This is a genomic window from Bradyrhizobium sp. CW1 (genome assembly GCF_023100665.1).
Lineage (GTDB): Bacteria > Pseudomonadota > Alphaproteobacteria > Rhizobiales > Xanthobacteraceae > Bradyrhizobium > Bradyrhizobium canariense_D.
Genome location: NZ_CP064684.1, coordinates 6355493 through 6378607, shown reverse-complemented (window position 1 = coordinate 6378607; position 23115 = coordinate 6355493). Strand labels below are relative to the sequence as shown.

The 23115-nt window shown below is 65.1% G+C and carries 22 protein-coding genes and 1 pseudogene; 13 read left to right on the top strand and 10 right to left on the bottom strand.

Going from position 1 to position 23115, the window contains the following annotated elements:
* Nucleotides 1-93 precede the first annotated feature (93 nt).
* On the top strand, nt 94-1359 hold the full coding sequence (locus IVB54_RS30915; RefSeq protein WP_026233006.1) for an MFS transporter: 1266 nt from the start codon (nt 94-96) through the stop codon (nt 1357-1359).
* Here IVB54_RS30915 and IVB54_RS30910 read toward each other — a convergent pair.
* Together IVB54_RS30910 and IVB54_RS30905 are read right to left on the bottom strand one after the other, a co-directional pair.
* Nucleotides 1356-1763 carry a DUF4864 domain-containing protein gene (locus IVB54_RS30910; RefSeq protein ID WP_247294684.1) on the bottom strand — a complete coding sequence of 136 codons (408 nt, stop codon included), beginning with the start codon at nt 1761-1763 and terminating at the stop codon, nt 1356-1358. The two genes, IVB54_RS30915 and IVB54_RS30910, sit on opposite strands and share 4 nt — an antisense overlap.
* Nucleotides 1764-1816: 53 nt before the next feature.
* Nucleotides 1817-2461 (bottom strand): TetR/AcrR family transcriptional regulator, encoded by a 645-nt coding sequence (locus IVB54_RS30905; RefSeq protein ID WP_247294712.1) that lies wholly within the window; start codon nt 2459-2461, stop codon nt 1817-1819.
* Between the two features lie 240 nt (nt 2462-2701).
* Between IVB54_RS30905 and IVB54_RS30900 the strand changes: the two genes are divergently transcribed.
* Genes IVB54_RS30900 through IVB54_RS30890 form a run of 3 tightly spaced genes read left to right on the top strand, consistent with a single transcriptional unit; the run spans nt 2702 to nt 6499 of the window.
* Complete coding sequence (locus IVB54_RS30900; RefSeq protein WP_018455702.1) at nt 2702-3199, top strand: 2Fe-2S iron-sulfur cluster-binding protein; 498 nt, start codon at nt 2702-2704, stop codon at nt 3197-3199.
* Entirely contained in the window at nt 3196-4251 is a 1056-nt protein-coding gene (locus IVB54_RS30895; protein WP_247294681.1) for a xanthine dehydrogenase family protein subunit M, read from the top strand. The genes IVB54_RS30900 and IVB54_RS30895 overlap by 4 nt, the downstream gene beginning before the upstream one ends.
* Nucleotides 4244-6499, top strand: coding sequence for a xanthine dehydrogenase family protein molybdopterin-binding subunit (locus tag IVB54_RS30890; RefSeq protein WP_018455700.1), 2256 nt, complete (start codon nt 4244-4246; stop codon nt 6497-6499). The genes IVB54_RS30895 and IVB54_RS30890 overlap by 8 nt, the downstream gene beginning before the upstream one ends.
* Before the next feature lie 42 nt (nt 6500-6541).
* Here IVB54_RS30890 and IVB54_RS30885 read toward each other — a convergent pair whose 3' ends face one another.
* Nucleotides 6542-6694 (bottom strand): hypothetical protein, encoded by a 153-nt coding sequence (locus IVB54_RS30885; protein WP_018455699.1) that lies wholly within the window; start codon nt 6692-6694, stop codon nt 6542-6544.
* 140 nt (nt 6695-6834) lie between these two features.
* A complete protein-coding gene (locus IVB54_RS30880; RefSeq protein ID WP_007600574.1) occupies nt 6835-7383 on the bottom strand; it encodes a cupin domain-containing protein in 549 nt (182 codons plus the stop codon).
* A 149-nt stretch (nt 7384-7532) separates the two neighbouring features.
* Here IVB54_RS30880 and IVB54_RS30875 point away from each other — a divergent pair, with 149 nt between their 5' ends.
* Both IVB54_RS30875 and IVB54_RS30870 read left to right on the top strand, forming a co-directional pair.
* Nucleotides 7533-8861 (top strand): aspartate aminotransferase family protein, encoded by a 1329-nt coding sequence (locus tag IVB54_RS30875; protein WP_085350327.1) that lies wholly within the window; start codon nt 7533-7535, stop codon nt 8859-8861.
* Between the two features lie 70 nt (nt 8862-8931).
* A complete protein-coding gene (locus IVB54_RS30870) occupies nt 8932-10197 on the top strand; it encodes a D-amino acid dehydrogenase (RefSeq protein WP_247294675.1) in 1266 nt (421 codons plus the stop codon).
* Nucleotides 10198-10302: 105 nt separating this feature from the next.
* Here the strand turns inward: IVB54_RS30870 and IVB54_RS30865 are convergent, their stop codons facing one another.
* Nucleotides 10303-10959 (bottom strand): XRE family transcriptional regulator, encoded by a 657-nt coding sequence (locus IVB54_RS30865; protein WP_247294672.1) that lies wholly within the window; start codon nt 10957-10959, stop codon nt 10303-10305.
* A gap of 181 nt (nt 10960-11140) precedes the next feature.
* Between IVB54_RS30865 and IVB54_RS30860 the strand changes: the two genes are divergently transcribed.
* From IVB54_RS30860 to IVB54_RS30845, 4 genes are read left to right on the top strand one after another with little or no spacing between them, the layout of a single operon-like run.
* On the top strand, nt 11141-11899 hold the full coding sequence (locus tag IVB54_RS30860; protein ID WP_018455694.1) for an ABC transporter substrate-binding protein: 759 nt from the start codon (nt 11141-11143) through the stop codon (nt 11897-11899).
* A 30-nt stretch (nt 11900-11929) separates the two neighbouring features.
* Nucleotides 11930-12583 carry an amino acid ABC transporter permease gene (locus tag IVB54_RS30855; RefSeq protein WP_018455693.1) on the top strand — a complete coding sequence of 218 codons (654 nt, stop codon included), beginning with the start codon at nt 11930-11932 and terminating at the stop codon, nt 12581-12583.
* The gene (locus IVB54_RS30850) at nt 12580-13311 is read left to right on the top strand and encodes an amino acid ABC transporter ATP-binding protein (RefSeq protein WP_247375406.1); all 732 of its coding nucleotides are present in this window, start codon (nt 12580-12582) and stop codon (nt 13309-13311) included. The genes IVB54_RS30855 and IVB54_RS30850 overlap by 4 nt, the downstream gene beginning before the upstream one ends.
* Nucleotides 13312-13323: 12 nt before the next feature.
* A complete protein-coding gene (locus IVB54_RS30845; RefSeq protein ID WP_247294666.1) occupies nt 13324-14610 on the top strand; it encodes an FAD-binding oxidoreductase in 1287 nt (428 codons plus the stop codon).
* Nucleotides 14611-14612: 2 nt separating this feature from the next.
* On the opposite strand, the gene IVB54_RS30840 is transcribed toward IVB54_RS30845, so the two are convergent.
* The 3 genes from IVB54_RS30840 to IVB54_RS30830 all read right to left on the bottom strand — a co-directional run bounded on the left by IVB54_RS30840 (nt 14613) and on the right by IVB54_RS30830 (nt 16848).
* Nucleotides 14613-16202: a gamma-glutamyltransferase gene (locus IVB54_RS30840; RefSeq protein WP_247294664.1), complete on the bottom strand. Its 1590-nt coding sequence runs from the start codon at nt 16200-16202 to the stop codon at nt 14613-14615.
* A 226-nt stretch (nt 16203-16428) separates the two neighbouring features.
* Nucleotides 16429-16605, bottom strand: a complete 177-nt coding sequence (locus IVB54_RS30835; protein ID WP_018455689.1) for a hypothetical protein — start codon at nt 16603-16605, stop codon at nt 16429-16431.
* 9 nt (nt 16606-16614) lie between these two features.
* Nucleotides 16615-16848, bottom strand: coding sequence for a hypothetical protein (locus IVB54_RS30830; RefSeq protein WP_007606355.1), 234 nt, complete (start codon nt 16846-16848; stop codon nt 16615-16617).
* A gap of 206 nt (nt 16849-17054) precedes the next feature.
* Between IVB54_RS30830 and IVB54_RS30825 the strand changes: the two are divergent.
* From IVB54_RS30825 to IVB54_RS30815, 3 genes and pseudogenes are all read left to right on the top strand, one after another.
* A pseudogene (locus IVB54_RS30825) lies at nt 17055-19126 on the top strand (PQQ-dependent sugar dehydrogenase).
* The gene (locus IVB54_RS30820; RefSeq protein WP_026233001.1) at nt 19083-20024 is read left to right on the top strand and encodes an SMP-30/gluconolactonase/LRE family protein; all 942 of its coding nucleotides are present in this window, start codon (nt 19083-19085) and stop codon (nt 20022-20024) included. Before IVB54_RS30825 ends, IVB54_RS30820 begins: the two are co-directional and overlap by 44 nt.
* A 126-nt stretch (nt 20025-20150) precedes the next feature.
* Nucleotides 20151-21176 carry a histone deacetylase family protein gene (locus IVB54_RS30815; RefSeq protein WP_018455686.1) on the top strand — a complete coding sequence of 342 codons (1026 nt, stop codon included), beginning with the start codon at nt 20151-20153 and terminating at the stop codon, nt 21174-21176.
* Nucleotides 21177-21314: 138 nt separating this feature from the next.
* On the opposite strand, the gene IVB54_RS30810 is transcribed toward IVB54_RS30815, so the two are convergent.
* Nucleotides 21315-22295, bottom strand: a complete 981-nt coding sequence (locus tag IVB54_RS30810; protein WP_018455685.1) for an LLM class flavin-dependent oxidoreductase — start codon at nt 22293-22295, stop codon at nt 21315-21317.
* Nucleotides 22292-23023: a 4'-phosphopantetheinyl transferase superfamily protein gene (locus IVB54_RS30805; RefSeq protein WP_018455684.1), complete on the bottom strand. Its 732-nt coding sequence runs from the start codon at nt 23021-23023 to the stop codon at nt 22292-22294. Before IVB54_RS30805 ends, IVB54_RS30810 begins: the two co-directional genes overlap by 4 nt.
* Nucleotides 23024-23115: the final 92 nt, after the last annotated feature.

The following is a 23115-nucleotide window of genomic DNA, read 5'->3' as shown; positions in this document are numbered from 1 at the left end:
AAACGCGCGTTCGCCAAGCTCCATCTTACCGCAGTGCACCGTGCATGCCCAATATCGCGCCACAATGGTTGACCCTGTGGTGATCCGCGGGCCATGGTCCCGCCCGTGCACGCACCAAATCAGTCAGGACAAACACCCGAAGCATTCACCCCTGATTCGCGTCAGGCCTGGATGCGCCTCGTCATTGCGCTTCTGATCGGCTCGATCGGCGGCGTCGGCATGTGGGCGATCGTCGTCATGATTCCCGCGGTGCAAGCCGAGTTCTCCGCCACGCGCGGCGCGGTGTCGCTGGCTTTCACCCTGATGATGTTCGGTTTCGGGCTTGGCGGCGTCATCGCCGGCAGGATCACCGACCGCTTCGGCATCGTGGCGGCTATGGCGATCAGCATTGCCTTCCTCGGGGTCGCCAATGTGCTGGCGGGTCTGTCGACCCAGCTCTGGCAGTTCGTGGCGGCGTATTTCCTGATCGGGCTCGGCACGTCGGCGACCTTTGCGCCGCTGATGGCGGAGGCCTCGCACTGGTTCGAGCGCTATCGCGGCCTGGCCGTGACGATCGTCGCCAGCGGCAATTATGTCGCCGGCACGATGTGGCCGCCGCTCGTGAGCACGGGCATGCAGACGATCGGCTGGCGCTTCACTCATATCGGCATCGGCCTCGTCTGCGTCAGCCTGATGACCATCCTGGTGCTGGTCCTGCGCGCGCAGATGGGCGACGACAAGGTTCACGATCATGCCAATGCAGCGCCGCCGCGGGTCGACCTCAAGCTCTCGACCAACACGCTGACGGTGCTGCTCTCGATCGCCAGCATTTCCTGCTGCGTCGCCATGGCAATGCCGCAGGTGCATATCGTCGCCTATTGCGGCGATCTCGGATATGGCGTGGCGCGCGGCGCCGAGATGCTGTCGCTGATGATGGCCTGCGGCATCGTCAGCCGGATCGGCTCGGGCTACCTCGCCGACAAGATCGGCGGCATCCCCACACTGCTGATCGGTGCGGTGGCGCAAGGCTTCGCACTCGTGTTCTATCTGTTCTTCGACGGCCTGACCTCGCTCTATTTGATCTCAGCGATGTTCGGCCTGTTCCAGGGCGGGATCGTTCCGAGCTATGCCATCATCGTACGCGAGGCGATGCCGGCGAGCGAGGCCGCAACCCGCGTCGGCATCGTGATCTTCGCGTCCGTGTTCGGCATGTCCTTCGGCGGCTGGGTCTCGGGCGTCATCTTCGACGCGACAGGTTCCTACGCGGCGGCGTTCGCCAACGGCGTGGCGTGGAACGCGCTCAATATCGGCATCGTCTTGACGCTGCTGATCCGCTCGCGGATCAATGCAGTCAGGACCGGTCCGGGTTTTGCGACCTAGACTGCCTGTCCCACCTTCAGCAGCGAACAACCCGTGATCTTGTAGCTGCCGTCCGGTTGCTGCTCCAGCGTGTAGAGCGCTTCCCAGGCCTCGCCATTGGCATCGATGATATGGACGTGCTGGGCAATCCGGCTGCCCTCGCTCTTGCTGCCGCCAAATTCAAAGCTCTTGTGCCGGTACACCGGCGGATAGCCGTTTTGCACCATGGACATGAAGATGTCGGGCGCGGGGAAGATCTCCTGGATCGCAGGAGCGGCGTAGGAATAGGCCCCGCGCGCGTCGTCACGGCCGAATGCCTGCTCCTGGGCGCGGATGATACTCTGTGCCGTCGCGACATCGTCGGCGCGCGCTGAGATGGGACCGAAGGCGACACTGAGAAAGACCAGCAAGGCGGCGATGCGCATGACAAGCTCCGCGTTGAAATCCCGGCGGCGCCGATCCTAGCACATCTCGAGGGCTATCGCTTCCGCTTTGCAGCCGGCTTCGCAGGCTTGGCGGACGCGCGGACCTTGGCTTTCATGGCAGGCTGCACCCGCAAACCGTCAACGAACACGTCGAGCATCCGCAGCACCGAGGATTGCCAGCCGGGCTGGTCGTGCATGTAGCACATGCCAAAGAACGCGCGCAGCAAGTCCTCGGGACTGACGTCCGCGCGCATCGCGCCGGCCGCGGCTGCGCGATCGAGCAGCGAGCCGATCGCCTTGGTCAGGCGCTCAAAGGAAAAGGCATGCAACTCCGACCCGCTCTGCACCGCGAGTGCCAAGGCTGCCACCATGCCCTTCTTGGTGGCAACGAATTCGACTCCTGAGCGCAGCCAGCGCCTGAGCGCGTCGACCGGGTCACTGGCGTTCTTCAACTGCTCGGCGAGCTCGCTGAGCTGCTCGACCTCGCGCCGGTACACCGCCTCGAACAAATCCTCGCGGGTCGGGAAATGCCGATAGAGCGTGCCGATGCCAACGCCGGCGCGTTTTGCCACCGCCTCCAGGCTCGCCTCCGGACCACCCGCGTTGAACACGGCCTTGGCCGCCTCGAGCACGCGCTCGCGATTGCGCACGGCATCGGCACGGGGCTTGCGGGTCTGGTCGGTGGTGTGGTCGTCCATCCACGCAATGTAGATCACGAATTGGTTAGATTGAACCCTTACGGGGCTGCATCGCGCTGATGCGCACGGGCTTTTGACGAATTCCAAATATTTCCCGCCGGCCCTTGTTAAGCGGAGGCTGCCTCCGTATCTTCGCTGAAGTCGTTGCCCCGGATGATGTTCGGGGGGCGCATATCGACGGCGGCCACGGCGGTGGCGCGCTGCGCGATCACTCATGTCTATTCCTGATCGGAGCCTTGTATGAACCACTCCATCAGCCTCACCGTGAACGGTGCGCGGCGCGACTTCGTCCTCGACGATCCGCGCGTCACGCTGCTCGATCTCCTGCGTGAGCGCCTCCACCTGACCGGAACCAAGAAGGGATGCGACCGCGGCCAATGCGGCGCCTGCACCATTCTCGTCGACGGCAAGCGCATCAACTCCTGTCTCGCGCTGGCCATCAGTCATGATGGCGCCGACATTCTCACCATCGAGGGCCTGGCGCGCGGCGACCAGCTTCACCCCGTGCAGGCCGCTTTCATCTCCCACGACGGATTTCAGTGCGGCTTCTGCACGCCCGGCCAGATCATGAGCGCGATCGGCATGATGAGCGAGGCACAGGCCGGCAACGATCCCGAGCGCATTCGCGAATGCATGAGCGGCAATCTGTGTCGCTGCGGCGCCTATGCCGGCATCGTCGATGCCGTGCTCGACGCGCAGGCCGGCATGGACGAATCCAATCAGAGGCGCTCCGCATGAAGCAATTTGATTATGTCAGGCCCGCCACGGTCGCCGAAGCCGTCGCGGCCGCGACGCAGCCGGGCGCCGTCTATCTCGCCGCCGGCACCAATCTGCTCGATCTGATGAAGGGCGGCGTCAGCCGTCCGGATCGTCTGGTCGACGTTACCCATCTCGACGGACTCGATCGGGTCGAGCGCCTCGCCGACGGTGGTATCCGCATCGGCGCACTGGTGAGCAACGCCGATCTTGCGCATGACGCAGACTTTGCCAAGGCCTATCCGGCCGTCGCCGAAGCGCTGCTCTCCGGCGCATCGGCGCAACTGCGCAATGCCGCGACCGTCGGCGGCAATCTGCTGCAGCGGACGCGCTGCGCGTATTTCTACGACACCGCAAGCCGCTGCAACAAGCGCGAGGCCGGCAGCGGCTGCGACGCCCGCGACGGCGAGAACCGCACCCACGCCGTGCTCGGCTGGAGCGAAAACTGCATCGCCACGCATCCGTCCGATTTCTGCGTGCCGCTGGTCGCGCTCGACGCCATCGTCGAGATCGAAGGCAGGAACGGGCGGCGCGAGATCGCGCTCGACGAACTGCATCGCCTGCCCGGCGATACGCCTGAGCGTGAATCGGCGCTCGAACCGGGGGATCTCATCGTCGCGGTGCGTCTGCCGCCCGCGGCGCGCGGCTTTGCCGCTCATGCGCGCTATCTCAAGGTCCGCGATAGAACGTCCTACGCGTTCGCCGTCGTCTCGGCTGCGGCTGCGCTGCGGATCGAGAACGGCAAGATCGCGGAGGCGCGGCTTGCGCTCGGCGGCGTCGCCGCAAAGCCCTGGCGCGCCCGCGCTGCGGAGGACATGCTCAGGAACGTCGCGCCCACGGTGCACGCTTTCCAGGAAGCCGCCTCGCGCGCGCTCGCCGACGCAAAACCGTCCGGCGACAACGCCTTCAAGATCGAGCTCGCGCGCCGCATCGTCGTGCGCGCGCTGAGCCTCGCCGCTGCCGGTACGCCTGCGCGCATCCCCGCGCTGCCGGCCTCTCCCTTTGCCTCGACGTCCGGAGCCATTCATGCCTGAGGTTAATCTCACCAGCGCGCCCGCTCATCTGCGCCACGGCTCGAACATCGGCCAGCCGCTGACCCGCCGCGACGGCGTGCTTAAGGTCAAAGGCCAGGCGACCTACGCCGCTGACAATCATCCGCCCGGTATGCTGTTTGCAGTGATGGCCGTTTCCAGCATCGCGCACGGCCGCGTGACTTCGCTCGACGTCAGCGCCGCCAAGCGCCACCCCGGCGTCGTCGATGTCATGACGCCAGACCACAAGCCTGGGCTCGCGATCGATCCCGAGATCAAGACCAATCCCTTCGTGTTCCGGATGGAGGTGTTGCAGAGCAATGAGGTCCGCTACGCCAACCAGCCGATCGCCGTCGTGATCGCCGAGACGCTGGAGGCTGCGACCGAAGGCGCGGCGCTGCTGGCGCCGCGCTACGAGACGCTGCCCGCGCTCATCGGCCTCGATGCGGGTGAAAGCTTCGTGCCGCCGGTCGTCGGTGTCGGCAACCCCACGGAAAATCACCGCGGCGATGTCGAGGCGGGGCTTGCCTCCGCCGACAAGCGGATCGACGCGATCTACGAGACGCCGCCGCAATATCACAATGCGATGGAGCCGCATGCGATCGTGGCTGCCTGGGACGGCGACAGTCTGCAGATCGACATGCCGACCCAGGGTCTCATGCTGTCGCTGGCGCGCGTTGCCGAATTATTCGGCATCGCGCACGACAAGATCCACATCCGCAGCCCGTTCCTCGGCGGCGGCTTCGGCTCGAAGGGGCTCATGGCCGGCCCTCCGGTGCTCGGCATCATGGCGGCAAAGCTCGTCGGCAAACCGGTCAAGCTGGTGCTGCGCCGTGAGCAGATGTACGGCCCGGTCGGCCATCGCGCGCCGACGCGGCAGCGGCTGCGCATCGGCACAGATGGCGAGGGGCGCCTGACCGCGCTCGATCACCATGCGAGGACCGTGTCGAGCACGTTCGACGATTTCTACGAACCCGCGGCTGATGCCTCGCACACGCTCTATGCGGCGCCCGCGATCCGCACCTCGCATGATGCCGTGCGCGTCAACACCGGCACGCCGTTGTTCATGCGCGCGCCGGGCGAGGCCACCGGCTCGATCGCGCTAGAGAGCGCGATCGACGAGATGGCGTGGGCTTGCGGCATCGATCCGCTCGCCTTTCGTCTGAAGAACTATGCCGAGGTCGAGCCCATCACCGGCAAGCCGTTCTCGTCCAAGGCATTGCGCGCCTGCTACGAGCAGGGAGCGGCGCGCTTCGGCTGGGCGAAGCGATCGCTCCAGCCGCGGCAGATGCGCGACGACGATGGCCTTCTGGTCGGCTGGGGCATGGGCACCGCGACGTTCCCGGCGCTGATGTTCCAGGCCGAGGCACGCGCAGTGCTTCGCCGCGACGGCTCCGGCGCCATGGAAATCGGCGCGCATGACATGGGGCAGGGCGCCTGGACGGCGCTGGCGCAGATTGCGGCCGACGAACTGGGGCTTGATATCGACCGCGTCGAGTTCAAGGCGGGTTCATCCGACCTGCCCGATGCCGGCATCGCCGGCGGCTCGGCACACACGGCAACCGCGGGTGCCGCGATCCACAGCGCAGGCGCGGCCGTGATTGCAAAACTCGCCGATCTCGCCACCAACGATGAGCGCTCGCCGCTGTTTGGCGCCGGCAATGCCGGCGTGATCGCGCGCGATGGCAGGTTGATCCGGCGCGACGACGAGAGCCGCGGCGAAAGCTATTCCGAGATTCTCGCGCGCGCCGGCGTCGCCGAGCTCGAGGCGCGCGGCACGGGCGCGCCGAATCCGGCGGCGATGGAGGAGTATGCGATGCACGCCCACGGCGCGGTGTTCGCGGAGGTGAAGGTCGATCCCGAGCTCGGCCAGGTCCGCGTCACCCGCATGGTCGGCGCTTTCGCCGCGGGACGCATCGTCAACCCGCGTATGGTGCAGAGCCAGCTGTTCGGTGGCATGATCTGGGGCCTGTCCTTTGCGTTGCACGAGGAAGCCATCACCGACCGCCGCACGGGCCGGATCATGAACGCCAATCTCGGCGAGTACCATATCCCGGTGAATGCCGACGTGCCGCCGCTCGACGTGATCACGGTCGATGAGCACGACCCGCACGTGAACGCGCTCGGTATCAAGGGTGTCGGCGAGATCGGCATCACCGGCAGTGCGGGCGCGGTCGCCAACGCGGTGTGGCATGCGACTGGGGTGCGTGTCCGCCGTTTTCCGATCCGGATCGAGGAGTTGCTGACGTAGCCTGAGGCCGCGGGCCGGCGAGGCTGTCTCGCTCTCCGCCTGCTAGTGCAGCTTCTTGCGAAGAGCCTTGAGCGCTTCTCGCTGCGACTCGATGTAGTTCGCGATGGCCTTGCGCAGCTCCTCCGAATGGAGCTTGTCGTTGTCGCGCTGCACTTCATCGAGTGCGGCCTCTGCATTTGCGAGCGTGATCTTCATAGCGAGCCCTGTTACGAAGCGGCTCCGGAAAGCGGAGGCTGCTTGGCTATGGCTCGAAATATATAGAGGATCAGGCTGCGGAAATTGAGATGGCTCAAGCTCCGTAAGATACCGGTGGCTCCGTAGGATCGCGGATAACTTTAAAATGTCGGCGGTGTGCAGGCCGAGATCACCTCGCACGGCTTGCCGCCGACGCAGCGGAAGCGATGCGGACGCCGGCTCTCGAAGTAATAGGCATCGCCCGGATTGAGGATGCGGCGCTCGTCCTCGACGGTGACTTCGAGCTTTCCCGAGATCACGATGCCGCCTTCCTCCCCGTCATGGACGAGGTGAACGCGCCCGGTGTCGCTGCCGGGCTCGTAGCGCTCCTTCAGGATCTGCAGGCTGCGACCGAACAGATTGTCGCCGATCTGCCGATAGGAGATCGGCTTCTTGCCGACCTCGGTCAGCTCTTCGCCGCGGTAAAATATCTTGCGCCGGCTCTCCGGCTCCAGCGCGAAGAATTCGGCGAGCCCCATCGGAATGCCGTCGAGGATGCGCTTGAGGGCGCCGACCGACGGGTTCATCTGGTTGGATTCGATCAGCGAGATCGTCGAATTGGTGACGCCGGCGCGCTTGGCGAGTTCGCGCTGCGACAGCTTCTGGCGCGCCCGGATGAATCGCAGCCGTCCACCGATATCGACGCTCATGTCCCTGTCCCGTGTTGCAGGTGTTGCGGATCGCGCAAATATGGACCGGCAGCCCCAGTCAAATCAATGGCTTGCAGCCTCTCAGAAAAGGACTTGTTGCGCTTTTCAAGCCGTGCCTCTGGTAGCAGGTCAGCAAAGGAGCGTGGCCCGTGACCCTTCATCAGATTCCGAACACCATCAAGACCGACTCGTTCTGGATGCCGTTCACGGCCAACCGGCAATTCAAGAAGGCGCCGCGCCTGTTCTCCTCGGCCGAGGGCATGCACTACACCACCGTCGACGGCCGCAAGGTGATCGACGCCTCCGCCGGCCTCTGGTGCGTCAATGCCGGCCACGGCCGCAAGCAGATCGCCGCCGCCGTCGAGCGCCAGCTGATGACGCTGGATTTCGCACCGTCGTTCCAGATGGGCCATCCGCTGGCATTCGACTTCGCCGAGCGTCTGGCCGAGATCGCGCCGAAGGGCCTCGATCGCATCTTCTTCACCAATTCCGGCTCCGAGTCGGTCGACACCGCGCTGAAGATCGCGCTCGCCTATCACCGCGCCAACGGCCAGGCGAGCCGCACCCGTCTGATCGGCCGCGAGCGCGGCTATCACGGCGTCGGCTTCGGCGGCACCTCGGTCGGCGGCATGGTCGCCAACCGCCGCGCCTTCGCGACCCTGCTGCCGGGCGTCGACCACATCCGTCACACCCACGATCTCACCCGCAACGCCTTCGCCAAGGATCAGCCCGAGCATGGCGCCGAGCTCGCCGATGATCTCGAGCGGTTGGTGGCCCTGCATGGCGCCGAGACCATCGCCGCCGTCATCGTCGAGCCAGTGCCCGGATCGACCGCGGTGTTGCCGCCGCCGAAGGGCTATCTCCAGCGCCTGCGCGACATCTGCGATAAGCACGGTATTCTCCTGATCTTCGACGAGGTCATCACCGGCTTCGGCCGCCTCGGCACGCCGTTCGCCGCCAACTTCTTCGGCGTCACGCCTGACATGATGACGACGGCCAAGGGCATCACTAACGGCACCGTTCCCTGCGGCGCCGTGTTTGCGAGCCGCAAGGTTCACGACGGCCTGATGGTCGGCCCGGAGAACGCGATGGAGCTGTTCCACGGCTACACCTATTCGGCGCACCCGGTCGCCTGCGCCGCGGGCATCGCGACGCTCGACATCTACAAGGATGAAGGCCTGCTGACGCGCGGTGCTTCGATCTCTGAATACTGGCGCGACGCGCTGCATTCGCTGAAGGGCCTGCCCAACGTCGTCGATATCCGCAATTGCGGCCTGATGGGCGCGGTCGAGCTGTCGCCGCGTGACGGTACGGTCGGCGTGCGTGGCTACGACGTCATGGTCGACTGCTTCAATCGCGGGCTGTACTTCCGCATGAGTGGCGATAGCTTTGCGCTGTCGCCTCCGCTCATCGTCGAGAAGAGCCACATCGACGATATCGTGTCGATCCTCGGCGATGCCATCAAGCGGGTGGCCTGATAATTGCTCTCGCCGTTGCGGAGTTCCCTCTTGCAGCGGCGAGCGTGATGCCGCAGGAGTTTGACCAAGCGTGAAAGTTCTGATCCTCGGCAGCGGTGTCATCGGTGTCACCTCTGCCTACTACCTCGCGCGTGCCGGCCATGAGGTGACGGTCGTCGACCGTCAGCCCGAACCGGCGCTCGAGACCTCCTTTGCCAATGCCGGCGAAGTGTCGCCCGGCTATTCCTCGCCCTGGGCCGGTCCCGGCGTGCCGGTGAAGGCGGTCAAATGGCTGCTGATGAAGCACGGCCCGCTGGTGATCCGGCCGAAGCTCGATCCCGTGATGTGGGTCTGGCTGCTCAAGATGCTGCGCAACTGCACCAGCGAACGCTACGCGATCAACAAGAGCCGGATGATTCCGATCGCGGAATACAGCCGCGATTGCCTGCGCGACCTGCGCCGCGACATCGGCATCCAGTATGACGAGCGCTCGCAGGGCACGCTGCAGCTGTTTCGCTACCAAGCCCAGCTCGACGGCACCGGTGAGGACATCGCCGTGCTCAAGCAATACGGCGTGCCGTTCGAGGTGTTGAGCCGCGAGGGCTGCATCGCGGCCGAGCCGGCTCTGGCGGGCGTGAAAGAGAAGGTCGCGGGCGGACTACGCTTGCCGCAGGACGAGACCGGCGACTGCCACATGTTCACGCAGGCACTGGCCAAGCATGCCGAAGCGCTCGGCGTGCGCTTCATGTTCAATACCGGCATCGACCGCATCGTCACCGACGGGGCGCGCGTTAGCGGCGTCGCGACCAGCGCTGGGATGTTGCAGGCAGAAGCTTACGTGCTCGCGCTCGGAAGCTGGTCGTCGCGGCTGGTCGCGCCGCTCGATATTTCGCTGCCAGTCTATCCCGTGAAGGGTTATTCGATCACGGTACCGATCAAGGACGCTTCCGGCGCGCCGGAATCGACGGTGATGGACGAGAGCTATAAAGTCGCCATCACGCGCCTCGGCAATCGCATCCGCGTCGGCGGCACCGCCGAAATCTCCGGCTTCTCGAGCCAGCTCTATGGTGCGCGGCGCGCCACGCTCGATCACTCGCTGACCGATCTGTTTCCGCGAGGCGGCGATCTCTCCAAGGCGACGTTCTGGAGCGGCCTGCGCCCGATGACGCCGGACGGCCCGCCCGTGATCGGCCCGACGCAATACGCCAACCTTCACCTCAACACCGGCCATGGCACGCTAGGCTGGACCATGTCCTGCGGCTCCGGCCGCGTGCTCGCCGACATGCTGTCAGGCAAGAAGCCGGACATTGATGTGAGTGCGCTGACAGTGGACCGGTACAAGTACCGGTTTGGCTAAGACTCTATCCTCCCGTCATTGCGAGGAGCTCTCGCGACGAGGAATCCAGAGTGTCTCCGCGGTGAGAATGTGGATTGCTTCGCTTCGCTGGCAATGACGGCTGCGCTACGCCGTCCCCGTCACGCAATTCACCCACAGCACCACCGCCTTCGCGTCATTGGCTGGATTTAAAAACCGGTGCGGCCGACGGCTTGCAAACCGAAAACTGTCGCCCGTCTTCAGCGACCACGTCTCGCTGTCCACCGTCAGCATCATCTCGCCTTCGAGAACGAGGCCGGCTTCCTCGCCGTCATGGGTGTAGAGCTCGTCACCGGTGGAGCCGCCCGGCTCCAGATGCACCAGGAACAGGTTGAGCCGGTTGTCGGGGCTGGCGGGGCTCAGCAACTGCTTGGACACGCCGGTGCGCCAGAGCTTCAGCTCGGGCCGCTGCAGTCCGCGCGTGACCACCTGATCTGGTGCACCGTCGGCGTTCGGGCTCGCGCCGAACAGCGCGGCGATGCCGACGCCGAGCACGTCGGCGAGCGTGGCCAGCACGCGCAGCGACGGCGACGACAGTCCGCGCTCGATCTGGCTGAGGAAACCGATCGACAGCTCCGTGCGCGAGGCGACCGTCTCGAGCGAGAATTGCCTGATGCGCCTGAGATCGCGAATGCGGCGGCCGACCGCAACATCCATCGCCGGCTCGGCCGCTTTGGCGATAGCCCGGGCGGAGGCTTTCACCTTCACCTTCTTCACCGGCTTTGCGGCGGCCGGCCTGTGCATTCTCTTGCCACCGCTCACGTCAAACCGCTTCCTTCATGTGCATGAAAACCACTTGCATCGGCCGCAGAAGTGTGACCAAATTTTCATATTGGTGAAAATAGGCCGAAACGGCTTTGCCCGCAACGTCTGCGATGAACGAGGTTTGCGAGCGCCGCCATCGGTCGGGCCCAAGGGGGATGCGATGAAGCGTTTTGGTCTGGCCGCGCTCGCGGCACTCGCGATTGCCGCAGCAGCGCCGGCTTCGGCGCAGCAAGTGCTGAAGGTCGGCTCGACGCCGACAGGCATTCCCTTCACCTTCCTCGACACCAAGACCAATAGCATCCAGGGCATCATGGTCGATCTCGTCACTGAAGTGGGCAAGGATGCCGGCTTCAACGTGCAGATCGAGCCGATGCAGTTCTCGGCCCTGATCCCGTCGCTGACATCAAGCAAGATCGACATCATCGCGGCCGCGATGTTCATCACAGCGCCGCGCAAGGAGGTCGTCGACTTCTCCGACCCGATCTACACCTATGGCGAAGGCCTCGTGGTCCCCAAGAGCGACACCAAGGCCTACGCCACCCAGGACGATCTGAAGGGCGAGACGGTCGGCGCTCAGGTCGGCACCGCCTTCGTCGACGCGCTGAAGAAGTCCGGCCTGTTCGCCGACGTCAAGGCCTACGACACCATCCCCGACATCCTGCGCGACGTGAACACCGGCCGCCTCAAGGCCGGTTACGCCGACTATCCGATCCTCGCCTACAATCTGAAGCAGGGCGGCTTCCCCGAGGTGCGCCTGGTCGATGGCTACAAGCCCGTCACCGTCGGCTCGGTGGGCATCGGCGTGCGCAAGGGCGAGGCCGCGCTGCTCGGCAAGATCAACGCTTCGCTCGCCAAGCTGAAGGCCAACGGCACCATCGACAAGATCCTCGATAAATGGGGTCTGAAGGCACAGGGTTGATCGGCAGAGGCCATCGATGAAAGCTGATCGATGAAAGGCTTCTGGCACGACGCGGCCGAATTCTTCCCGATCCTGATGAGCGGCGTCGCGCTGACGATCGTCGTCACCATCGGCTCGCTGCTGCTTTCGACGGTTCTTGGCCTCGTCTGGGCGATGATGCGGGTCTCCGGCATCCGCGTCCTGTCGCTGCTCAGCGCCAGCCTGATCAACGTGATCCGCGGCATTCCGATCATCGTGCTGTTGTTCTACCTCTATTTCGTGATGCCCGATCTCGGCGTTACCCTGTCCGCGTTGCAGGCCGCGATCCTCGGGCTCGGCATCGCCTACTCGGCCTATCAGGCGGAGAATTTCCGCGCCGGCATCGAGGCCATCGACAAAGGGCAGATCGAGGCGGCGCAATCGATCGGCATGGGCTGGTGGCTGACCATGCGCCGGGTCGTGCTGCCGCAGGCGGTGCGGATCGTGCTGCCGCCCTATGGCAACGTCATGATCATGATGCTGAAGGACTCTTCGCAGGCCTCGACCATCACGGTCGCCGAGCTCGCCCTTCAGGGCAAGCTGATCGCGTCCTCGACCTTCAAGAACACCAACGTGTTCACGCTTGTCGCGCTGATGTATCTCACCATGAGCATTCCGCTGATCCTGCTGGTCCGTCACTTCGAGAAGCGGGCCGGCAAGAAATGATCGAGTTGACCGACGTCCACAAGAGCTTCGGTGCGAACGAGGTGCTCAAGGGCATCACGGCGTCCGTCCAGAAGGGCGAGGTGGTCTGCATCGTCGGCCCCTCCGGCTCCGGCAAGTCCACCATCTTGCGCTGTATCAACGGTCTCGAAAGCTACGACCGCGGCGAGATCAGCGTCGAGGGATTGAAGGTCGACAGCGACGCGCCGTCGATCGTGAAAGTCCGCACCCAGGTCTCGATGGTGTTCCAGCGCTTCAATCTGTTTCCGCACCGGACGGTGCTGGAGAACGTGGTTGAAGGTCCGCTCTATGTGAAGCAGGAGCCACGCGCTGCCGCATTCGAGCGTGGCCGCGCGCTGCTCGCCCAGGTGGGCCTTGCCGAGAAAGCCAACGAGCATCCGCCCCAGCTCTCCGGCGGCCAGCAGCAGCGCGTCGCGATCGCACGGGCGCTGGCGATGCAGCCCAAGGCCATCCTGTTCGACGAACCGACCTCGGCGCTCGATCCTGAATTGGTCGGCGACGTTCTCGGCGTGATGCGCAAGCTCGCCGACGACGGCATGACCATGGTCGTCGTCACCCATGAGATGGGCTTTGCCCGCGACGTCGCCGACCGCGTGCTGTTCATCGACGGCGGCGTCATCGTCGAGCAGGGGCCGGCCAAGTCGCTGCTCAATCAACCCCAGCATCCGCGCACGCAGGACTTTTTGCGCCGCGTGCTGCATCCGCTCTGACCGGTCTTCGCCATGACCACGCGCCTGCCTCTGCCGCCGTCCCTCTACGCCGACACCGCCGTCGTGCCGCCGACTACGCCGCCGCTCGAAATCGACAGGACGGTCTCGGTCGCGATCGTCGGCGGCGGCTACACCGGCCTGTCCACGGCGTTGCACCTGGCGGAGCAGGGTGTCGAGGCACTGGTGCTGGAGGCGCAGGAGCCGGGCTGGGGCGCATCCGGCAATAATGGCGGTCACACCAATCCCGGACTGAAGCACGATCCCGATCAGATCGAGGCGGATTTCGGCGCTGAGCTCGGCCGCCGCATGGTCGCGTTCTCCTACGGCACGACGAACTTCACCCACGATTTGATCCGCCGCTACCAGATCCCGTGCGAAGCACGGCAGAACGGCACGCTGCGCGCGGCCTATAACGAGGCCAGCGCCGCCGCGATCGAGACAACCGCACAGCAGTGCATCGCCCGTGGCATGCCGGTGTCGTACCTCAATCGCGAGCAATTGCGCGAGATGACGGGCACGGATCGCTACATCGGCGCCATGCTGGATGCGCGCGGCGGCGATCTGCATCCGCTCAGCTATGCCCGCGGCCTCGCGCGCGCCGCGATCTCCGCGGGCGCGAAGGTGTATGGCGAAACACCCGCACTATCACTCCGTCGCGAGGGCAGCCGCTGGCGCATCGAGACGCCGCGCGCGGTGGTGCATGCCGACAAGGTGCTGCTCGCGACCAACGGTTTTACCGACGATCTCTGGCCGGCGCTTCGCCGCACCATCGTGCCGGTGTTTTCCTCGATCGCGGCCACGGCCCCGCTCTCTGACGACGTGGCCCGTTCGATCATGCCGACGCGTCCCGTCCTTTACGAGAGCGGCCACATCACCGTCTATTACCGCATCGATCAGCAGAACCGCCTCTTGATGGGGGGCCGCGGCCCGATGCGCTGGATCAGTTCGCCGCGCGACGTCGCCTATCTCATGCGATACGCCGAACGGCTATGGCCGCAGCTCAAGGGCGTGGCCTGGACCCATGGCTGGAACAGCCGGCTTGCCATCACCGCGGATCATTACCCGCATGTGCACGAGCCCGCGGACAACATCCTGATCTCGCTCGGCTGCAACGGCCGCGGCGTCGCGCTCTCGACCGCGATGGGCGCGCAGCTCGCACGACGTCTGATCGGCGGCGCCAAGGCCGAGATCGACATGCCCGTCACCGGCATCAAGCCGATCCCGATGCACGCCTTCTGGCCGGTTGGCGTGACGACGGCAGTGATCGCTGGCCGCGTGCGGGACCGGTTGGGGATCTAAGCTCAGCCTTCCGCCACTGCGTCGGCCCAGGGCTGAAAAATCTCGACCGCGCCGGAATTGGTGTCGCCGTCGCGCATCACGACGCTCGGGCAGGCGAACTTCTGCGGCAAGTACTGCACCCGCGCTTCCTCGTAGTCGAATCGGGCCGCGAGCATCTCGCGTGTGTCCGCCGGCAGCCTGGTATCGCCGATCACGATCGCGCCTTCGCTGGCGTCGATGCGCGGTTGATGGATTGCGGCATCGAGATCCATGCCAAAATCCATCGCAAACGACACGATCTGCATCACCGACGGGAGGATGCGGCGACCGCCGGAGGCACCGACCGCGAGCCGTCTGCCGTCCTCGGCCTCGGCGATGACGGGCGTGTAGTTGGTGAGACAGCGCTTGCCAGAGGCGAGCGAGTTGGTGGTGCCTGGCTTCGGGTCGAACCACATGATGCCGTTGTTCATGGCGATGCCGGTGTGCGGCGTGACGTATTTCGAGCCGAAGGACGACAGCAGCGTCTGCGTCACCGCCGCGATGTTGCCGTGGCGGTCGACCACGGAGAAGTGCGTGGTGCAGGCGGGCGCCAGATATTCCGCGCCGAGCGAGCGCTTGCCGTCGGCATCGCCCATATCCTTGAGTCGCTCGCGATAGGCCGATTGCAGCGCGGCGGCATATTCGGCATAGGCGGCCGCGTCGGGCGCGCTTCCCGGCTTCAGGTTCTGCTGCAACAGGCGCAGCGCATGCGCCATTGTCGGTCCGGCTGTGAGCTCCGGCGTCGCAAACACGTTGCCGCCACGATAGGGGATCGCCAGCGGATCGCGCCGATGAGCTCGGAACGCGGCGAGATCCTCCACTGACAGCGCGCCGCCGTCGGCCTTGATGTCGGATGCGATGCTCCTGGCGAGATCGCCCTGGTAGAAATCGCGCGGACCGGCGTCGGCCAGGTGCGCCAGTGTCGCCTTCAGCGTGTCCAGCGGCAGTCGCGTCTCGGACTTGATGCCCCACGGCGCGCTCGGCGGGAGGCCGTCCTTCAGGAACGTTGTCGCGCTCGCGGGATAGCGCCGAAGATCGGACGCCGATGCCGCGATCGTCAGCGTGGTCCACCAATCGACCAGCAGGCCTTCGCCGGCGAGGGCGACGGCCGGCGCGACCAGATCCTTCCACGGCAGCCTGGCGTGACGGCGATGCGCCTCCTCCATGCCGGCGACGACGCCGGGCACGGCGATCGAGCCGGGGCCGTGGATGTTGCGGTCGTCCTTCACCCGCTGCCAGGGAAACAGGTCGGAAGCCGCGCCTTCGCCGCTGAGCGGATAGTCGGCGGCGCGCAGGCTTTGCGGCGCGCACATGCCGTAGTCGATCACCTCGTGGAGATTTTCCGCGGCACGGTAGAGCACCATCGCGCCGCCGCCGCCCATGCCGCTGTTCCAGGGCTCCAGCACGTTAAGTGCGAAGGTGGTGGCGACGATCGCGTCCACACAGTCGCCGCCCGCCGCCAGCACTTGCGCCCCCACTTCGGCCGCCCGCCGCGATTGCGCGGCGACGATGCCGCCTTTGGATGTGACGGCGGGCTTGCGGACGGTTTGGGTGTGGCTGAACTGGTGCGGCATGATGATGTCTGTGTGCTGTCTTCGGTTTGGCTTCGTTGCGCTGAGCTCCGCGAAGAATGGCACATCGCCCCCATCGAGAACATCGAAAGGGCGACGCGGCATGGCTGGTGTGTACAGCGGGGGTGGCGCAGTCGGCAAGACGTAGATGCCAAGACGAGAAAGCCCGGGACAGGCCCGGGCATGACGAGTTATGAGACCGATCAGTGGGAAGCGGAAGCCGCAGGGCTCAGCGCGCGCGATCCAGCCGGCTGGCCTGATACCTGGCGTGCCATTTCGGGCCAGGCCCGCGCATGTAGTGGAGCTCGGGGCGGTAGGGATTGCCCGCGATCCGGATCAGCGTCAGCCATTTGCTGGCGATGAAGTTCAGGGGCTGGCGGAGCAGGGTCAGTGACGCGAGCAACATGGCATCACCTCAGTGCGGCTTGCCGAGCATGGCAGTGAAGGGGAGGTCGAAGATCTCCTCGCCGTCGGAGCCGCTGACATGGATTACCCAGTCGCGCCAATCCTCAGCGCCGGGCGTCAGGATCATCGCGTTCATGATCTGGGCGGCACGGTCGCGCGCCTCGGTCAGGTTGGTCACGGCTGTGCCGCTGCGATCGATCAGCGTGCCGTCCAAGTTGGAGCAGTGAAAATAGACCTGGACCATATGCGTCTCCTATTGGGAGCGATTGGGACGGCAAACCGATACCATTCCAAGCCTTCGCGAAACATTCGGGTCGAGCCCGGTAAGGGAATCTACGGAGATTGGTCGGCGCCAAGCCCCCTGCTGGTTTGATCACAAGGGGGTGTTGATCAACTGGACGGCGTTCCCGCGGCATGGAACAACCCTGGACGGAACGTCCGGGAGGCGCCGTGAACCACCTCACATTTTGGCGTGAAAGCCGAAGCCTGCGCGCATGCACGGGCGCCTTGGTGGTCCTCCTGACCCTCGCCTCGGTAGGCTCATCAGAACCGGTCCGCAAGAGCGGCTATGCGATCGGCACGGAGACCTGCGGCAGCGCCGATCTCGCCTTTCCCAGAATCCAGATCGACATGAAGGCGGGATTTTGCGCTGGCCTCGTCGCCAGCGAGGAGGATCGGCTGAAATTCCCGCGCTCGATCATCCAGGTGCCCGGTCGTGACCTGTTCGTGGTCGCCGACATGGCGGGCTGGGGCCATACCGTTGGCCGGCTGCTGTTGCTCGACCCGCGGGCACCCCAGGGACAGCTGTTCAAGGAGTTGCTGACTGCAATCGAATATCCGTTCGGCCTCGCGATCGGCCCGGACAAGAAGCTCTATGCCTCGAGCGCGGAGACGATCTTCCGGTTCGATCCGCTCGCCGACAATCCGCGCGACACGGCAAGACCGTCGTCCGTCACATGCCCGGCCGCCGGATCACATTGCCCGACGGCAAAAAGCTCGACGAGAGCGCGCATCCATTCAAGCAGTTTGTCTTTGATAAGAACGGCCGGCTGTTCGTCAATGTCGGCTCGCACAGCGACGACTGCATCACGCCGGCGCCGATCACGAGACCTTGCGCGGCGGCCGAGGGCGTTTCCGCAATGGCGTCGATCTGGCTGTTCACGCCGCCCCCGGGCGGTATCTTCCCGGCGTTGAAGCCTGGCGAACCCGACCCGCCGCACGGTGTCTATGCGCGCGGCCTGTGCAACTCGATGGCGCTGGCGCTGCATCCGAACTTCCCTGATGCGGGCTATGCCTTTCTGCAAGGCGAGAACGGCCGCGACCTGCCTGACATTTTCAAGCCGAACGAGGAGATCAACGCGATCGAGCAGGGCAGGCATTACGGCTGGCCCTATTGCTACGATTTGTCGACGCCGAGTCTAGAATTCAGGATCGTATTGCGGTCGGGGGTCTACAAATCGCTGTGCACCGCCAACGCTCTCTACAAGGCGCCGTTCTCGCTGCTGCCGCCGCACGGCGCGCCGCTCGCGATGCTCTATTATCGCGGCGCGAAATTTCCGGAGCTCGAGGGCAAGCTGCTGGTCGGCCTGCATGGCTATCGCCCGACCGGCAGCCGCGTCATCGTCTATGACGTCGACGATCACGGCTTCCCGAAGCCCGCCCCGGCGCCGGTACGCTATCATGTCAGTTGCGCGGCCGATCCGACCCACAGCTTTCAGACCGAGGCCGGCGCCGTCGCCGCCGCGCCGTTCGAGGAGCTGATCGCAGGCTGGCACCGCGTCAACGGCGCGCGGCCGCAAGGTGCGCCGGTCGGCATGACGGTCGCGGAGGACGGCGCAATCTGGCTGGTCGAGGACAAAAACCAGACCGTGATCCGGATCGACCGCGCCGCGGGCGATGCGCCGTCGCCGCTGCCCTGCGACGTGCGTAGCCAGGCGCTGATCGAGCAACTGGCGGTCTTCGTGGCCAGGGACGCGCAGAACAGCGTCCGGCTCACCAATTTGCGCAAGGGCCTCGTCGAAAAGCACTGCGTCGGCTGTCACTCGGATTTCGGCCTGAAGCCGGGCCTATCGGACGCTCAGAAGGACGCGACGGTGCTTCGCTTCATGCTGTCGCAGGATGGCTGGATCTATCCTGGTGATCCCGATTCCGGAAAGTTGCGCACGCGGCTTCGTGGGTTGGGCGCGGAGAAACTGATGCCGCCGGGTGGCGACGGCCTGCCGAAGGCCGAACCCGGTTACACGCGCCTGCTCGACACGGCGGATCTGCTGGTGTCAAGAATGGTTCCAGGCATCCGGATGCGGATCAAGTCCGGCCCGCCGCAGCGCAAGTTCTTTGGCAAAACGAACAAGGAATGCGGCGAAATACCGGCTGCCAAGGTCGTCGTCGTGACACAAAGGAACGCTGTAGACAAACCCGGTTTCAGCCGCTTCTTCCGACCGGCCGATGCCTATCTGAATGGCGAGTGCAGCGACGGCGATGGCTATTACATCCGGCAGGAATTTCTGGTGCCTGTGCAGTAGCGTTGTTCTCGTCCTTGCGACGGCACCGGCCCGAGCGGAAACGAAACTGTTCGAAAGCGTGCAGGTGACGCCATCAGGCGAATACACGTTCGGCATCGAAGGGCCGGCCGCCGATCTCGACGGCAATCTCTTCGTCGTCAATTTCGGCAAGCCCGGCACCATCGGCAAGCTGCCCGTCGGCGGCACGGCGTCCGAGCCGTTCACGGCGCTGCCCGAGGGCAGCGTCGGCAATGCCATCCGCTTCGCGCGCGACGGCACCATGTTCATCGCCGACTACAAGAAGCACAACATCTTCGCGATCCCGAAGGGATCGACCGAGCCCGCCATCTGGTTTCACTCCGACGAGATGAACCAGCCCAACGACATCACCATCGCCCGCGACGGCACGATCTACGCGAGCGATCCGAACTGGAAAGGTCGCGAAGGCCACATCTGGCGCATCGCGAAGGGAGCCGACGGAACGGTGCAGGGACAGCTGATGTCGGCGCCGCGCGCGATGGGCACGACCAACGGCATAGATCTCAGCCCTGATGACAAGACGCTCTATGTCGGGGAATCCAGCAGCGGTCAGATCTGGTCCTATACGGTCGCCGGCAACGAGCTCACCAGTCCAAGACTCGTCAAGGCATTTCAGCCCGACACTGTCGACGGCCTGCGCACCGACATCGCTGGCCGCCTGTATGTTGCGCGCATCCTCAAGGGCACGATCACGTTGATGAAGGCCAATGGCGCGGTGGAGCGGGAGATCACGCTGAGAGCCAAGGAGCCGACCAACCTCGCCTTCGGAGGCCACGACGGCAAGACGATCTTCGTCACTCAGCGTCAGGGCGGCTTCGTCGAGTCCTTCCGCACCGACCAGCAGGGCCGCGAGCACTGCCTTCAGCGCGGGCGCTGCTGAGCTTCACGAGGGATCTGCTTCCGGCGCAGGGCGGTGCGACAGGGGCGGCATTCTTCTTGCTTGCATCTCGCCGCCGCGGGGATTTAGACATCTGTGGCACCCTCAAAGCGACCACGGAGTGTTCGAGTGAAAGCCGTCCATACCGAGCTGCATCGCAGCCACGATCCGCAATTCTTCCTGGTTCGCGGTGTGGTCAAGCGCACCACCGAGCAGCCCGAACGTGCCGACCGCCTGCTCAAAGGGCTCAAGGACGGCAAGCATCAACTGGTCGAGCCGACCACATTCGGGCAGGGACCGCGTGCGCGCATCCACAGTCCGGAATATCTGTCGTTCCTGAGCGAGGCCTGGGAGGCCTGGACCGCGCTCGGCGATTCCGGCCCGGAGATGATCGGCAATATCCATCCGGTGCGCCATGCCGCGACTTATCCCACCCATATCACCGGCAAGCTCGGCTGGCACACCGCCGACACCGCGGCGCCGATCGGCCCGGGCACCTGGGCTGCGGCCTGCGCTGCGACCGACGTCGCGGTCACCGCGGCACAGATGGTGATGGACGGCGAGGATGCGACCTATGCGCTCTGCCGGCCGCCCGGCCATCACGCCTATCGCGACATGGCCGGCGGCTTCTGCTTCCTCAACAACAGCGGGATCGCGGCGGCGCATCTGCGGCAGAGGCACGAGCGTGTCGTGATCCTCGACGTCGACGTCCATCACGGCAACGGCACGCAAGGAATCTTCTACGCGCGGCCGGATGTCTACACGGTCTCGATCCATGCCGATCCCGTCGCGTATTATCCTTACGTGTGGGGCTATGCGCATGAGCGCGGCGAAGGTCCCGGCCTTGGCACAAATCTCAACATTCCCCTGGCGATCGGCACCGGCGATGACGGCTACATCCAGGCGATGGACGTCGCGCGCAAGGCGATCGAGTCCTTTGCGCCCGGCGCCCTCGTCATCGCGCTCGGCCTCGACGCCTCCGAGCACGATCCGCTCAAGGGTCTCGCCGTCACCACGCCGGGCTTCCGCCGCATCGGACAGGCCATCGCGAAGATGGGCCTGCCGACCGTGTTCGTGCAGGAGGGCGGCTACCTCTCGGACATCCTCGGCGCGAACCTGACCTCGGTGCTGGCCGGCTTCGAAGAGGCGCGCTGATTCTCGCTGAGTAGCCCATCATTCTCCGTCATTGCGAGGGTAGCGAAGCAATCCAGAATCTTTCCGCGGAGGGACTCTGGATTGCTTCGCTACGCTCGCAATGACGATGTGGATGGTTAGGTCGACTTCATCCACAACTCAAAACATCCCGCTTGCCGCGAGCGCCTTGCAGACGTGCTGCATCTCGGTCTCGTCCGCGACCATGTCGAGCATGATCGTGGTCAGCCCCTTCGCGGCAAACTCCTTCAGCTTCGCGCCGATCTCCGCGTAGCTGCCGACGAGGTAGGGGCAGTCGGCCTGGAAGGTCAGGAACGGCAGCAGCCAATAGCCATTGTCCGCGAGCTCGCCGCTCTGGCTCTCGTAGAGGCGCCGTTTCCACACGGAATCGCTGTTCTCCACGGTGAGCGCGAGCAGCTCGCGATCGTCGGCATTATCGCGGAAACGCGCCTTTGCCGCTTGCCGCGCCTCGTCGCGTCCCTCGCGGGCGAAAATTCCAAAATTCATGCCCGGCGCATCGAGGCCGCGGTCGAGATCCGGCGGCAACATCTGCATCTTGATGCAGCCGGTCTCCTTTGCGACGCGCTGTGCCGGCTCGGACTGGCCTGCGACCAGAAATTCCGGCATCAGCTCCGGCGGCAGGCGCGGCCGAAGTTGCAGGTTGCTGGCGCGGTAGAACCGGCCCTCGAAAGTCGTCGGACGCGGGCTTGCCAGCAGCTGGCGCATCAGCGCAACGAATTCGCCGAGCCGGACATAGCGATCGGCGTGCGACTGCTCGTCGCCGAGCCCCTGCAGATCGCTGACCGCCGTCCCCGTGATCATGTTGAGATAGACCTTGCGGCCGTGGAGCTGCGCAAAGGACGAGACGAATTTTGCCGCCGTGAACGGGTGCATGTAGACCGGATTGACCGCGATCAGCGGCGAGGATCGGGTCGTCTCGCCGATGATGTGCTGGGCCATCGCCCAGGGCTCGACGAACACGTCGTTGCCTTCGAATAGCAGGATGCCTTCGAAGCCGTTGCGATCGGCGAACTGCGCCACCCGCATCAGCTCGTCGACATATTTCTTGGGGTCGCGGTTGCGCGAAATCGCGGGAAAGACGCGCAGCCGCCGCGGCGTCATTCAGCCGCCTCCTGTAGCGGCCATCCATTGCGGGTGATGGGAAGGCCGCCGGTGGCGCGGGAGCCGTCCGCGATCGCGAGACGATGCGAGGGCGACGGCGAGATCAGCTGGAATCGCCAGCCTTGCGGATCGTCGGGGATATCGGGCTTGAAGCTGATCTCGATGGCCTCGCGCGATACCTGCATCGCGAAAGCGTCGAGCGGCAAATTGAGGCCGAAACCCCTGGCCTTCAGATAGGCTTCTTTCAGCGTCCAGTAGTCGAAGAAGCGCTCGGTCGCGGCGGGCTCCGGCAGCCTGCGCAGCGTTTCGACCTCTTCCGGCGCGAAGAACCGAAGCGCGGTCGACAGCGGCGCCACCCGACGCGACACGGTCTCGACATCGACGCCGACGGTCTCATGCCCCGACACGACGCAGGCGACGCAGCCGTCGGCGTGCGACAGGCTGAAATGCAGCGTGCTCGATGTCCTGGGTGATGCGACAAACGGCCGCCCGTAACGCCCGGCCGCAAATGACCAGTCGGTCGGTGCGACCTCAGGTGCGACGTGCGAGAGCGCAAGGCGCAACATCGCGTGCGCGAAAATATACTGTCGCTGGTGCCGCTCGAACACGAAGTGGTCGGCTCGTACCCGTTCGTCGACCGAGAGCAGGCGCCGGCACGTATCGATCGCACCTGGCGTGTCAAAATTCTCGATCAATCCGACAAACAGTTCAATTCTGTCGTCTGCCATCAATTGGGCCCATGGCGCCAGGCCGGGGCCAAATCCCCTGCCATGACGGAAGAATCAACTGAGCAAGAATCAACTAAGCGGACCGCTTCTAG

Bases quoted from the DNA above. Each gene is read 5' to 3' on its own strand.
- IVB54_RS30915 (WP_026233006.1), top strand. From the start codon at position 94: ATGGTCCCGCCCGTGCACGCACCAAATCAGTCAGGACAAACACCCGAA.
- IVB54_RS30910 (WP_247294684.1), bottom strand. From the start codon at position 1,763: ATGCGCATCGCCGCCTTGCTGGTCTTTCTCAGTGTCGCCTTCGGTCCC.
- IVB54_RS30905 (WP_247294712.1), bottom strand. From the start codon at position 2,461: ATGGACGACCACACCACCGACCAGACCCGCAAGCCCCGTGCCGATGCC.
- IVB54_RS30900 (WP_018455702.1), top strand. From the start codon at position 2,702: ATGAACCACTCCATCAGCCTCACCGTGAACGGTGCGCGGCGCGACTTC.
- IVB54_RS30895 (WP_247294681.1), top strand. From the start codon at position 3,196: ATGAAGCAATTTGATTATGTCAGGCCCGCCACGGTCGCCGAAGCCGTC.
- IVB54_RS30890 (WP_018455700.1), top strand. From the start codon at position 4,244: ATGCCTGAGGTTAATCTCACCAGCGCGCCCGCTCATCTGCGCCACGGC.
- IVB54_RS30885 (WP_018455699.1), bottom strand. From the start codon at position 6,694: ATGAAGATCACGCTCGCAAATGCAGAGGCCGCACTCGATGAAGTGCAG.
- IVB54_RS30880 (WP_007600574.1), bottom strand. From the start codon at position 7,383: ATGAGCGTCGATATCGGTGGACGGCTGCGATTCATCCGGGCGCGCCAG.
- IVB54_RS30865 (WP_247294672.1), bottom strand. From the start codon at position 10,959: ATGCACAGGCCGGCCGCCGCAAAGCCGGTGAAGAAGGTGAAGGTGAAA.
- IVB54_RS30860 (WP_018455694.1), top strand. From the start codon at position 11,141: ATGAAGCGTTTTGGTCTGGCCGCGCTCGCGGCACTCGCGATTGCCGCA.
- IVB54_RS30855 (WP_018455693.1), top strand. From the start codon at position 11,930: ATGAAAGGCTTCTGGCACGACGCGGCCGAATTCTTCCCGATCCTGATG.
- IVB54_RS30850 (WP_247375406.1), top strand. From the start codon at position 12,580: ATGATCGAGTTGACCGACGTCCACAAGAGCTTCGGTGCGAACGAGGTG.
- IVB54_RS30845 (WP_247294666.1), top strand. From the start codon at position 13,324: ATGACCACGCGCCTGCCTCTGCCGCCGTCCCTCTACGCCGACACCGCC.
- IVB54_RS30840 (WP_247294664.1), bottom strand. From the start codon at position 16,202: ATGCCGCACCAGTTCAGCCACACCCAAACCGTCCGCAAGCCCGCCGTC.
- IVB54_RS30835 (WP_018455689.1), bottom strand. From the start codon at position 16,605: ATGTTGCTCGCGTCACTGACCCTGCTCCGCCAGCCCCTGAACTTCATC.
- IVB54_RS30830 (WP_007606355.1), bottom strand. From the start codon at position 16,848: ATGGTCCAGGTCTATTTTCACTGCTCCAACTTGGACGGCACGCTGATC.
- IVB54_RS30820 (WP_026233001.1), top strand. From the start codon at position 19,083: ATGGCTATTACATCCGGCAGGAATTTCTGGTGCCTGTGCAGTAGCGTT.
- IVB54_RS30810 (WP_018455685.1), bottom strand. From the start codon at position 22,295: ATGACGCCGCGGCGGCTGCGCGTCTTTCCCGCGATTTCGCGCAACCGC.
- IVB54_RS30805 (WP_018455684.1), bottom strand. From the start codon at position 23,023: ATGGCAGACGACAGAATTGAACTGTTTGTCGGATTGATCGAGAATTTT.